Origin of the sequence: Bradyrhizobium sp. CCBAU 51765 (genome assembly GCF_015291725.1) — a bacterium.
GTDB lineage: Bacteria > Pseudomonadota > Alphaproteobacteria > Rhizobiales > Xanthobacteraceae > Bradyrhizobium > Bradyrhizobium liaoningense.
This window is the reverse complement of the sequence record NZ_CP030038.1, coordinates 1,551,695-1,563,756: the sequence shown is the minus strand read 5'-3', so window position 1 is coordinate 1,563,756 and position 12,062 is coordinate 1,551,695. Positions and strand designations below refer to the sequence as shown.

General features: G+C 65.7%; 11 protein-coding genes. 4 read left to right on the top strand and 7 right to left on the bottom strand.

All coding sequences use genetic code 11. The features are described from left to right. Positions 1 to 12: 12 nt before the first annotated feature. Complete coding sequence (locus XH96_RS07330) at positions 13 to 660, top strand: glutathione S-transferase family protein (RefSeq protein WP_194391808.1); 648 nt, start codon at positions 13 to 15, stop codon at positions 658 to 660. An 8-nt stretch (positions 661 to 668) separates the two neighbouring features. Here XH96_RS07330 and XH96_RS07325 read toward each other — a convergent pair whose 3' ends face one another. From XH96_RS07325 to XH96_RS07300, 6 genes are all read right to left on the bottom strand, one after another. Next, a complete protein-coding gene (locus tag XH96_RS07325) occupies positions 669 to 833 on the bottom strand; it encodes a hypothetical protein (protein WP_194391806.1) in 165 nt (54 codons plus the stop codon). Between the two features lie 37 nt (positions 834 to 870). Then, positions 871 to 2,421: a hypothetical protein gene (locus tag XH96_RS07320; protein WP_194391804.1), complete on the bottom strand. Its 1,551-nt coding sequence runs from the start codon at positions 2,419 to 2,421 to the stop codon at positions 871 to 873. A gap of 92 nt (positions 2,422 to 2,513) precedes the next feature. Beyond that, positions 2,514 to 3,482: a hypothetical protein gene (locus tag XH96_RS07315; RefSeq protein WP_194394062.1), complete on the bottom strand. Its 969-nt coding sequence runs from the start codon at positions 3,480 to 3,482 to the stop codon at positions 2,514 to 2,516. A 536-nt stretch (positions 3,483 to 4,018) separates the two neighbouring features. Beyond that, positions 4,019 to 4,516, bottom strand: coding sequence for a TPM domain-containing protein (locus tag XH96_RS07310; RefSeq protein ID WP_194391802.1), 498 nt, complete (start codon positions 4,514 to 4,516; stop codon positions 4,019 to 4,021). Positions 4,517 to 4,521: 5 nt separating this feature from the next. After that, positions 4,522 to 5,409 carry a YgcG family protein gene (locus tag XH96_RS07305; RefSeq protein WP_194391800.1) on the bottom strand — a complete coding sequence of 296 codons (888 nt, stop codon included), beginning with the start codon at positions 5,407 to 5,409 and terminating at the stop codon, positions 4,522 to 4,524. A 132-nt stretch (positions 5,410 to 5,541) separates the two neighbouring features. Then, the gene (locus XH96_RS07300; RefSeq protein WP_024342221.1) at positions 5,542 to 6,150 is read right to left on the bottom strand and encodes a LemA family protein; all 609 of its coding nucleotides are present in this window, start codon (positions 6,148 to 6,150) and stop codon (positions 5,542 to 5,544) included. 158 nt (positions 6,151 to 6,308) lie between these two features. Between XH96_RS07300 and XH96_RS07295 the strand changes: the two genes are divergently transcribed. Genes XH96_RS07295 through XH96_RS07285 form a run of 3 tightly spaced genes read left to right on the top strand, consistent with a single transcriptional unit; the run spans position 6,309 to position 9,520 of the window. After that, entirely contained in the window at positions 6,309 to 7,163 is an 855-nt protein-coding gene (locus XH96_RS07295; RefSeq protein ID WP_194391798.1) for an enoyl-CoA hydratase, read from the top strand. A 5-nt stretch (positions 7,164 to 7,168) separates the two neighbouring features. Then, on the top strand, positions 7,169 to 8,308 hold the full coding sequence (locus tag XH96_RS07290) for an acyl-CoA dehydrogenase family protein (protein WP_194391797.1): 1,140 nt from the start codon (positions 7,169 to 7,171) through the stop codon (positions 8,306 to 8,308). A 15-nt stretch (positions 8,309 to 8,323) separates the two neighbouring features. After that, complete coding sequence (locus XH96_RS07285; protein WP_194391795.1) at positions 8,324 to 9,520, top strand: acyl-CoA dehydrogenase family protein; 1,197 nt, start codon at positions 8,324 to 8,326, stop codon at positions 9,518 to 9,520. 143 nt (positions 9,521 to 9,663) lie between these two features. On the opposite strand, the gene XH96_RS07280 is transcribed toward XH96_RS07285, so the two are convergent. Further along, positions 9,664 to 11,985, bottom strand: coding sequence for a xanthine dehydrogenase family protein molybdopterin-binding subunit (locus XH96_RS07280; RefSeq protein ID WP_194391793.1), 2,322 nt, complete (start codon positions 11,983 to 11,985; stop codon positions 9,664 to 9,666). Positions 11,986 to 12,062: the final 77 nt, after the last annotated feature.

Below are 12,062 nucleotides of genomic sequence, written 5' to 3'. Positions count from 1 at the left end.
AAGGAGTATTCAATGCCCAGCTATCGCCTTCACTATTTCCCCGAGTCAGGCAACAGCTACAAGCTGGCGCTGATGCTGACGCTCTGCGGCGAGACGTTCGAGCCCGTGTGGACCGATTTCGCCGGCGGCGTCACGCGCACGGCGGAATGGCGCCAGGCCGTGAACGAAATGGGCGAGATCCCGGTGCTCGAGATCGACGGCGTAAAGATGACACAGACCGCACCGCTGCTGCTGAAACTGGCCGAGCAATACGGCCGTTTCGGCGCCGAGACGGAGGACGAGAGGTTCGAGCTGCTGCGCTGGCTGTTCTGGGACAACCACAAGCTCACCGGCTACATGGCGACCTACCGCTTCATGCGCGCCTTCACCGAGAAGAACGATCTGCAGGTGCTGAAGTATTTTCGCCGGCGGCTCGAGGACTTCCTCGGCATCCTCGACGGGCATCTCCAGCACAATGACTTCGCGATCGGGGCGAGGCCGACGGTCGCCGACATCTCGATGATGGCCTATCTGCACTATCCGAGCGACGAGCACGGCTTCGATTTCGCGGCGAGCCATCCCGCCATCCACGCCTGGCTCGGCCGCATGGCCGCGCTGCCCGGCTGGAAGCCGGCCTATGAGCTGCTGCCGGGCAAGCGGATGACGAACTACGCGAAGTGAGGCGCCACCTAGCGAAGCGCCAGCCAGCCAAGCGTAAACAAAATCCCGCCGATGATGACGGCCGTCGCGATGGCCCAGATGCTGACGCGGGTGCTGCCGGCGACCTGCTTGGCTTCCTCATTGCGCGCAATCTCGCGATTGCGCTCCTTGTTGGCTTCGCCGGTATTCGTCATGGATCATCCAAATCGCTTGTTGGCTTTATCTTGCGCGCTAACGCGTCTTGATGAAGCACATGCCGATGCGGCGCGAGGCCGCGGCAGCCTGACAGGTAAGACCGTTAGCACAGCTCCATGACGTAAAACTCCTGTCCGGCGTTCCCGATCCCGCATCCTGCAGGGAACAATGCGCGCCCCAGCCGTCCTGATATTCGGTGCCGGCGAGTTCCTTACCTCCGCGGGTCTGCGGCCGGCTGGCAAATCCGCGTGAGAAATCAGGTCGTTTGCCGGAGGCAAACGCGGTCAGAATGTCGCGGCGGCGGAGCTGGTCGCCGAAGAAATGCGGCGAGGCCGGCACGATGGCGGAATTGGACGGGTTGTCCGCAAGCCAATCGACGCCAGGGAAATGAAAGCCGCCGATGCCGCGGGTCTGGTGGCAGCCGGCGCAGGTGACGTCGTTGAGACGGCGCTGGAAACCGGCGACCGAGCGGACATTCTGCATGTCGGCGCCGCGTGCCGCCGCCTGCTTCAACGCGCTAACCACGTCATTGTCAGTGAAAACGGGATCGCCTTTGCCTTCCGCTTGTCCCTCTCCTTGCATCATGCCGAACTCGGGCTGCAGCGCCGAGGCATCGAGGCCGGCGGGAGTCGGCACCACCGCGGCCCTGGCGAGGAATTTCTCCGGGATCAGCACGGTGCCGCGATCGAACTCGCGCAGATGATCGGGCGCGAGCAGCCAGGCCTTGAAGTCGCGCCGGAGCGCATCGTCGGCGAGGATCCTGTCGCGGTCGATCTGGTTCTCCAGCGGCGATTCCTCGAACGTCTTGGTGGCAGCGTCGTACTTGAACACCTTGAGCAGATAGTCGGAGCGGAAATCGTGCAGCGCCGATTTCGGCGCCACCGAGACCTGGATGTTGGTCTCGATGCGGTCGAGCATGGCGTCGTAAGATTGGATACGACTGCCGATCAACCCTTGCCAATCGCCATTGTCGAGCCAGCGCCGGGCAACCTCGGCGCAGGTGACCGGCCTGCCGTTCGCATCGGTCTGACGCGGATCGCGTGCCTTCATCACGAGGTTGAGCGTCATCGGCAGGCGCGTTGCGGTCTTGCCGCCATCGGGCCTGCTGTCGAAACGGGCAAGACGGTAGATCAGCCGGATCTCGCCGCAGGACTCTTCCGACACATAGGCGCGGTCCATTCGGTTCACGATCCCGGCCAGCACGAAACGCGTGTCGCGCGATTTCAGATTGGCGCGGTCGAACAATTGCACGTCGAAGCCCTCGCCGACGCCGATGGCTTCGGTCGGATATGCCGCCTTGTACCGAGCGATATAGCGGTCGAATTCCGCATCGATCGCGGGCGGAATCTCTTTCAGCTGTGGCAGCGACGCGAACATCAGGTCGGTCGTGAGCGGGGCGTCCGCGCTCCGCTCCGGCGAGAGCAGACGCGAGATCGTCAGCGTATTGTTCTGGTCGAGCTTGCGCAGGAGATCGGGATCGGTGATCGCAGTGCCGCGCGTCAGCGCTGTGGTCTCCGCCGCGAATAGCGAAGCGACGCCGCCCAACAATGCGGCGGCAGCAACGAGAATTCGCAACGCGCGGCTCATGCCTCAGGTAACACCGCGCAGGGACGCCTATTCAAGTAAAAAGGCGCCTCACATGGTGGTGAAGCGCCTCTTTAAAAGTCGATAGCGGGCGCTCAGCGCGACACGATCAGGCCCCTGCTGGTGACGACCACCCAGCGGCCGTCCTGACGACGGATCGCATCGACGCGGCCGACGCCGGGGATGGGATCGCCGGGGTAGACCTCGTACAGCCCGTCGCGGCCCTCGATCAGCGCGCCGCCATTGCCGGCATTGCGCAGCCTCCAGCCTTCGATCGTCGGCAGACGCCCGACCTCGGTCTTGGGCGCGGCAGGCGCCGGTGCCGCTGCGGCGGTCGCAACCTGGGTCGGCGCGATCGAGCCGGTGGTCTCCCTGGCGGGAGCTGCTGCAGCCTGCGCGGACGCTGCGGCCGGCGTGGCGCGGAGCTTATCGACGGTCTCGGACAGTTTTGCGATCTTGGCCAGCGGCTCGGCCTGCGCCTTCTCGAGCTTGTCGAGGCGGTCGTTGGTCCGGTTGAACTGGCTGACGCCGGTTTTCGAGCTCTGCTCGACATTGGCCTTCAGCGCGACAAGGTCGGCATCGATCCGGGCGACCGAAGCATCCAGCGCGCTGGTGTCGGCGACCTGCACCGGCGCCTGGGCCGGGGCGGCGAAACGCATCATGCCGGCGGTCGCAAGCGCCCCGCTGATCGCGCCGACGCTGGCGGCGATCGCCACCACCGCGGCCATCGCAGACAAGCGGCGCTTGCCTCCGGTCTCGCGCGGCTCGTCCGCCTTCACATGGGGGGCGAAGTCCTCGCGGTCCCAGGACCGGTCCGAGGGCGCCATGACGATCAGCTTGCCCGGCTTTGGCTCGGGTTCGGCTTTGGGTTCGGCTTTCGCTTCGAGTTTCGGCACGTCGATCCGCGGCGGCTCGACTTTGGGAGCATCCGCCTTGACCGGATCCGGCTTGGGCGGCGCCTCGTGGTCGGGGGCGATCGAGGGGGCGTCGATACCGGCGGCAACCGCGAGGGCCGGCGGCGCTGCGTCGGCAGCACCGGAATCCTGGGCAGCCTGGTCGGGCATTGGTTCGCTCACGGCTCAAATACTCCAGTCTGGATTGACCTTTTGGTAACTTTCATTGCTTGCGAAATCCTTACCTTCGGACCCGCTTACCGAAACTTTAGGAATTGATCCGGGGCCGAATTGGGCCGGGAAAATGGAACCGGCGTGGCGGGTGTGAAACAATTTGTAACCGGGGGAAGATGAACGGCGGCGGAATGTACGAAGCACGGCGCAACTCCCAACCCGTCATGCCCGCGCAACGGCGAAGCCGTTGTCGCTGGAGGCGCGAGGCGTGTGCTGCGAAGCAGTGCGCGCGGAGCCTCGAAGGATGAACGGCCCAGCTGCCGCAGCCGGGCCGTCGCCCTTCGAGCCTCGCGGAAGAGGCGAGCGCCTCAGGGTGACGGTCAGAGAGTTGAGCACGTCGCATCCACATCGTCATTGCGAGCGGAGCGAAGCAATCCAGAGTCTTTCCGCAGCAGCAGTCTGGATTGCTTCGTCGCAAGGGCTCCTCGCAATGACGGAGTGAGCGGCGCCCGCTCTGTTCACATCACTATCCGTCACATCACCACCGGCGCATCCGGCAGCTCGTTCGATGGCGGGCCCTGCGGCGGGAAATGCCGGGCCAGCTCGCGCGACACCGCCTCGATGCCGCCGATCACGCCGCGCTCGAACCGGCCCGACCTGAACTCGGCCTCCATTGCGCGGCAGATGCTCTCCCACCCTTCAGCACCGACCTTCGCATCGATGCCGCGATCGGCGACGATCTCGACGTCACGGTCGGCGAGCAGCAGATAGATCAGGACACCGTTGTTGTGCGCGGTATCCCAGATACGCAAGTGCGAGAACACGTCGAGTGCGCGCTCGCGCGCCGGCTGGTTACGGAACAGCGGCGCTCCGTCAAGCGCGCCTTCGACGACGAAGCGGACCTGACCGGAATGGGTGGCCTCGCCGCGCTTGACCGCCTGCTCGATGCGATCGAGCACGGCTTGCGGGAAAATCTGCTTCGCCCGCCAATGATGCTGCACGAGATGCCTGGCAATGCGCTTGATGCCCATGATCGCTACCAGCTCCCCGAGGCGCCGCCGCCGCCGAAACTGCCCCCGCCGCCGCTGAAGCCGCCGCTACTCGACGATCCGCTGCTCCATCCGCCCGAAGAGCCGCTCGACCACGAGCTGCCGCGCGAGCGGCCCGTGCCCGGCGTCATCGCCGAAAACAGATCGGCGACAAATCCGATGATGAAGCCGAGGACTCCGAGGGCCGCGGCGAGCGCGGCGGAGCCGAGAATGAGCCAGGTCAGCGCGGCAATGATGCCTCCGGTCGTCAATGATCCGAGCAGCCGGCCCAGCACGGCCCGGAAGAACCCGCCGACACCGATCGAGACGAACAGCGTCACGATGAAAAGAGGCGCAAGGTCGTCCAGATTGCCGAAATGGACGGTCGGCGAGGGAACCGGCAGCGGCTCGCCGTCAACCACCCGGATCATCCGATCGACGCCGTCGGAGATGCCGCCGGCAAAATCGCCTGTCCTGAATTTCGGTGTGATGACCTCGTCGATGATGCGCCTTGACGTGACGTCGGTCAGCGCACCTTCGAGGCCATAGCCGACCTCGATACGCAAGCGCCGGTCGTTCTTGGCGACGACGAGGATCGCGCCGTCGTCGACCTTCTTGCGGCCGATCTTCCAGGCCTCCGCGACACGGATCGAGAACTGCTCGATCGTCTCCGGCTGGGTGGTCGGCACGATCAGGACCGCGATCTGGCTGCCCTTGCGGCTCTCGAAGTCCTGCAGCTTCTGCGACAGCGTGGCGACGTCGCTGCTGGAGAGCGTGCCGGTTTGATCGACCACGCGGCCGGTGAGCTGGGGGACGGCGACGTCGGCGTGGGTGGGGAGCGCGAAGGCAAGGAAGAGTGCGATGACCGCTATCGCCCGCAACAAACCTGCCGTCATCGCCCGCGAAAGCGGGCGATCCAGTACTCCAGAGGCAGCCGTGCCTGAACCGAGAAGCCGCGGCGTACTGGATTCCCCGCCTTCGCGGGGAATGACAGCAGTGTGTGGGGCGCGCATGAGAGGCGAACGCGCTTACTTCGATGGCGCCGGGGCCGGGTTGAAGTCCACCTTCGGCGCGGTCGAGATCGCCTTCTCGTTCTCGACCGAGAAGTTCGGCTTCTCCTTGTAGCCGAACATCATGGCGGTGAGGTTGCTCGGGAACGAGCGGATGGTGACGTTATAGTCCTGCACCGACTTGATGTAGCGGTTGCGCGCCACGGTGATGCGGTTCTCGGTGCCTTCGAGCTGCGACATCAGGTCCTTGAACAAGGCATCGGACTTCAGCTGCGGATAGTTCTCGGTGACGACCAGCAGCCGCGACAATGCGCTGGAGAGCTCGCCCTGGGCGGCCTGGAATTTCTGGAAGGCGGCGGGATCGTTCAGCACCTCGGGGGTCGCCTGGATGCTGCCGACCTTGGCCCGGGCGTTGGTGACACCGAGCAGCACGTCCTTTTCTTGCTGGGCAAAACCCTTCACCGAGTTGACGAGATTGGGCACGAGATCGGCGCGGCGCTGATACTGGTTCACGACCTCGGACCAGGCGGCCTTGATCTGCTCGTCCTCACTCTGGATCGCGTTGTAGCCGCAATTGGTCAGGCTCAGCGAGGCCAGCGCCGCCAGCACGGTCAGGATCTTGCGCATCAAATTTCTCCCGGTGGAATCCGGCGCAAACTACCAGATCGAGCACGCGAGACGCCAGAGCGCTCGAAAAGCAGCCGGCTGACGCAAGCCTCTTGCCTATCCGAGGCCGACATAGTCAACTCCGGCAAAACAAAAGCGGAAACGCCGGAGGAGACGCCATGTCCTCGTTCGAGACCATCCTCGTGGAGAGGCCGGATCCGGCGATCACCCGGGTCGTGATGAACCGGCCCGAGGCGCGCAACGCGCAGAACCTGCAAATGACCTACGACCTCAATGCCGCTTTCGACGCGGCGGTGCAGGACGATGCGGTCAAGGTGATCATCCTCGCCGGCAATGGGCCGCACTTCTCATCCGGCCATGACCTGCGCGCGGGCGGCAAGAATGCCGCAGGCGTCGATTTTCCGCCGATCGGACATTGGGGCGGTTTCGCCGAAGCCGGCGCCCACGGCCGCTTCGCGCGCGAGCAGGAAATATATCTCCAGATCACGCGGCGCTGGCGCAACCTCGCCAAGCCTGTCATCGCCGAGGTGCATGGCAAGTGCATCGCCGGCGGGCTGATGCTGGCCTGGGCCTGCGACCTCATCGTCGCCAGCGACGATGCGCAGTTCTGCGACCCCGTCGTCACCATGGGCGTCTGCGGCGTCGAATGGTTCGTGCACCCCTGGGAACTCGGCCCGCGCAAGGCCAAGGAGTTCCTGTTCACGGCCGACAGCTGGAGCGCGCAGGAGGCGCACCAGCTTGGCATGGTCAACCAGGTCGTGCCGCGCGCGGAATTGTCTTCGCGCGTGCTGGAGCTGGCGCGCCGGATCGCGGCAAAACCGTCCTTCGCGTTGAAGCTGACCAAGGAAGCGGTGAACCGTTCGGTCGACGTGATGGGCCAGCCGGCCGCGATCGACCAGGCTTTCGCACTGCACCAGCTCTGCCACGCCCATAATCTCCAGGAGTTCGGCATGATCGTCGATCCCTCCGGACTGCATCCCTCCGTGCGCAAGCCGCCGGCGGCCGCGGAGTAGACGCGATGGACCTCAATCTGAGTGACGAGCAAAGATTGCTGCGCGAAAGCGCGGACCGCTTCGTGGCCGAGAGCTACGATGCCGATCACCGCCGCAAGATGGCGAACGACCCGCTCGGCTTCAGCCCGTCGGTGTGGAAGCAATTCGCCGAGCTCGGCTGGCTGGCGCTGCCGCTTCCCGAGGAGTTCGGCGGGCTCGGCGGCGGCGCGGTCGAGATCGGCATCTTGATGGAAGCCTTCGGTCGCGGGCTGGTGTCGGAGCCTTATGTCGCAACCGCGGTGCTAGGCGCGGCGCTGATCGCCAGATGCGGCACCATCGAGCAGAGGCAGGCAAGCCTGCCCAAGGTGGCGGACGGATCACTGAAGCTTGCCTTTGCGCATTCCGAGCGCGCGGCCCGGTTCGATCTTGCCAAGGTCACGACCAGCGCCAACAAGACAGCGCAAGGCTGGCGCCTTGCCGGCAGCAAGGTCGCCGTGCTCGACGGACATGCCGCCGACCAGATCATCGTCTCCGCGCACATCCATGATCACCGAGGGCCGTCGGGGCGGATCGGCCTGTTCCTCGTGCAGGCGACGACGCCGGGCCTCGTCATCAGCGACTATCCGCGTCTTGGCGGCGGACGTGCCTGCAACATCGAGCTGTTCGACGTGCATCTGCCGGAAGACGTGCTGCTCGGTGACGGCAGCGATGCTCTGCCTGCGATCGAATGGGCCGTCGACCGCGCCATGGCAGCATTGGGTGCGGAAGCCGTCGGCATCATGCAGACGCTGCTGGACACGACGTTGGAATACACCAAGATCCGAAAGCAATTCGGCCGGCCGCTTTCCGCCAACCAGGTGATCCGCCACCGCCTCGCCGACATGGCGATGCAGGTCGACGAGGCCCGCTCGATGGCGCTGCGGGCCGCCCTGAAGGTGGATGCTGCGCCGATCGAGCGTGCCCGGGCTGCATCGGGCGCGAAAGCGAAGATCGGCAGATGCGCGCGCTTCGTCGGCGAGCAGTCGATCCAGCTCCATGGCGGCATGGGCGTCACCGAGGAACTCGAGGTCGGCGCCTATTTCAAGCGGCTCGTCGCCTTCGACACGCTGTTCGGCGGCAGCGCGCACCATTATGCCCGCCACGCCGAGCTCGGCCGCAGGGCCTGACACCGGGAGAGCCTCATGGACCTCAGTTTCAATGCCGAGGAGCGCGCTTTCCAGAGTGAGGTGCGCAGCTTCATTGCGAAGAACCTCACCGACGAGATGAAGCGCGCGACTGCGCTGACGCCCTCGGTGTTCTCCGACCCTGACATCGGCATGGCCTGGCAGCGCGCGTTGCACCGCCAGGGTTGGGGAGCGCCAGGCTGGCCGATCGAATATGGCGGGCCGGACTGGACGCCGGCACAGCGCTGGATCTTCGAGACCGAATCCGCGCGCGCCGGCGTGCCCAACGTCAACGTGATGGGCGTGAAGATGGTCGGGCCCGTCATCATCGGCTTCGGCTCGCCGGAGCAGAAGAACTTCTACCTGCCGCGGATTCTCTCCGGCGAGGATTACTGGTGCCAGGGCTATTCCGAGCCCGGCTCCGGCTCCGACCTGTCGTCCCTGAAGACGCGCGCGGTGCGCGACGGCGACGACTATATCATCAACGGCACCAAGATCTGGACCACGCACGCCCACCACGCCAACCGCATGTTCGCGCTGGTGCGCACCAGCGACGGCTCGCGGCAGCAGGACGGCATCAGCTTCATCCTGATCGACATGAAGACGCCGGGCATCACCACGCGCCCGATCCTGACCATCGGCGGCGACCACGAGGTCAACCAGGTATTCTTCGACGACGTGCGCGTGCCGGTGGCCAACCGCGTCGGCGAGGAAGGCAAGGGCTGGACCTACGGCAAATATCTGCTCGAGTTCGAACGCGGCGCGGGCATCGCCTCGTCCAAGCTGCGCGAGGGATTGAAGGCGATCGCCGATCTCGCCGAGTCCGACCTCACGGGCCGCGCCATCGACAGCCCCGACATCGCAACGCGCATCTCCGAGGTCGAGGTCGACATCGACGCGCTGGAGATGACCGAGCTGCGCGTGCTCTCGGCGCTGCAGACCGGGCAGAATCCCGGCGCGGTGTCGTCGATCCTGAAGCTGCGCAACAGCGAGATCCGCCAGGCCGTGACGCGGCTGGGCGCCGACGTGATCGGCCACGACGCGCTCGCCGTCGAGCCGATGCGCCCGCTCTACAAGCTCAACCACGAGCCGGCGACGCCCGAGGAGATGCTGACGGTGATGCCGGAATATCTCAACGGCCGCGCCTATACCATCTTCGGCGGCACGTCGGAGATCCAGCGCGACATCATCGCGAAGATGATGCTGGGGATTTAAGGGCTACGGCTCTCTCCTCCGTCTTTGCGAGGAGCTCTTGCGACGAAGCAATCCAGGATCTTTCCGCGGAAAGACTGGATTGCTTCGCGGAGCCTGTCATCGGGCCGCGCTTGGCGCGGACCCGGTGGCTCGCAATGACGGTGCTAACCCGCCTTCGCGTCCCTGATCGCCTGCCAGATCTTCTGCGGCGTCAGGGGCGTGTTGAGCTGGGTGATGCCGAGTTCGGCGAGTGCGTCCATCACGCCGTTGGTGACGCAGGGCGGGCCGCCGATGGCGCCGGATTCGCCGCAGCCTTTTGCGCCGAGCGGATTGGTGCGGCAGGGCGCGGAATCGTCCAGCGTCACCTCGATCGGCGGGACGTCGTCGGCGCGCGGGATGCAGTAGTCCTGGTAGCTGGCGGTGAGGAGCTGGCCGTCGGCATCGTAGGACACGCCTTCGTACAGCGCCTGGCCGATGCCCTGCGCCACGCCGCCGTGGATCTGCCCCGTCACCAGCATCGGGTTCACGGCGACGCCGACATCGTCGACCGTGGTGTAGCGCACCACCTTGGACACACCGGTCTCGGGGTCGATCTCGACCTCGCAGATATGGGTGCCGTTCGGCCAGCTCGGCCCGTCGACCTCACCTTCGGAATCGACGCTGAGCCTGGCGCCGTTTTCCTTCTCGGCGAGATCGAACAGGCTGATGCGGCGGTCGGTGCCGACCACGGTGAGCATGCCGCCCTGGTACTCGATGTCCTCGACCGAGGTCTCGAGCACGTTAGCCGCCTTCTCGCGCGCCTTCTGGATCAGGTCATTGGAGGACACCGCGACCGCCGTGCCGCCGACGAACAGCGAACGCGAGCCGACGCTGCCGAAGCCCATGGCGAGATCGGTGTCGCCCTGGACCACGTCGATCTTGTCCATGGGAATGCCGAGCGTGTCGGAGATCATCTGCGTGTAGGTGGTCTGCAAGCCCTGCCCCATCGCCATGGTGCCGGAATGCAGCACGACGCGCCCTTGCGAGGTCGCGTGCAGGCTGACCTTTTCGGTGTGCGCGCGGCCGCCGGTCCATTCGATGTAGGAGGTGAGTCCGCGGCCGTAGAGCAGGCCCTTCTTCTTCGCCGCCTTCTTGCGCGCGGCAAAGCCGTCCCAGTCGGCGAGCTTCACGGCGCGATCGAGCATATGCGCGAAGGCGCCGGAATCGTAAACCTGGCCCGCCGCATTCGTGTACGGCAGCTGCGCCGGCTTGATGTAGTTGGCCTTGCGGATCGCGCGCGGATCCATGCCGATCTTTCGCGCGGCCGCGTCGAACAGGCGCTCGACGATGAAGACAGCCTCGGGGCGCCCCGCGCCACGATAGGCGCCGACCGGGGCGGTGTGCGTCATCACCGACTTCACCTCGAAATGCACCAGCGGCAGATCGTAGACGCCGGTCTGGACGAAGGGCCCGAGCACCAGCGGGATGATGTTCGCCGCACCCGAGGAGTACGCACCGGTGCAGCCGATCGACTTGACGCGATAGGCCAGCACCTTGCCCTTCTCGTCCAGCGCGAAAGCCGCCGTGGAGGTGAGATCGCGGCCATGGGTGCCGCCGACGAATTCGTCGGTGCGGTCGCCGCGCCAGCGGATCTTCCTGTTCAGCTTGGTCGCGGCGTAGGCCACGATGCCGTCCTCCGGATAGAGGTTGGTCTTCTGGCCGAAGCCGCCGCCGATATCGCCGACCAGCACGCGGACGCTGTCCTTCGGACGCTTCAGCACGGCTTCCGCCAGCACGTCGCGGGTCGACGCAGGGGTCTGCGACTGCACATGCAGCAGAAGACGGCCTGTTTTCTTGTCGATCTCGGCAATGGTCGAGCGGGGCTCCATCGCGGAAGGCACGAGGCGCTGGCTGACGAGATCGAGCTCGACGGTATGCGCCGCCTTGGCAAAAGCCTCGTCCACCTTGGCCGCATCGCCATAGCTCATGGCGCCGACGATGTTGTCGGGCGCCTCCGGCCACACCACGGGCGCGCCGGGCTTCACGGCCTCGACGGGATCGACCACCGCGGGCTGAACGTCGTACTCGACGGCGATCGCTTCGGCGGCGCTCTGCGCCTCCGCGCGCGATGAAGCCACCACTGCGGCCACGGCCTCCCCGGCGTAGCGCACGATCTCGTGGGCCAGCAGCCGGCGCGGCGGCACGGTCATCGGCTTGCCGTCGGGGCGCTTGAAGATGTTGAGTGTCGGGATGCTGCCGACGTCGTCCTTGACGAGGTCGGCGCCGGTGTAGATTGCGGTGACGCCAGGCATTCCGGCCGCGGCGCTGGTGTCGATCGAGACGATCTTCGCGTGAGCGTGCGGCGAACGCAGCACGTGCAACCACAGCGCGCCGTCCTCCGGCTTGTCGTCGATGAACTGTCCCTTCCCGGTGAGCAGCCTCTGGTCTTCCAAACGCTTGACGGGCTGGCCCGCTCCGAAACGCAAATTGCCGGGAAGAATGTTCATTCCGTTATGTCCTCGAAATCCGGAAAACGACCGCGGCGGTTTTAACCGATTTTGCGGGCCAGACAACCGAGCCCTGG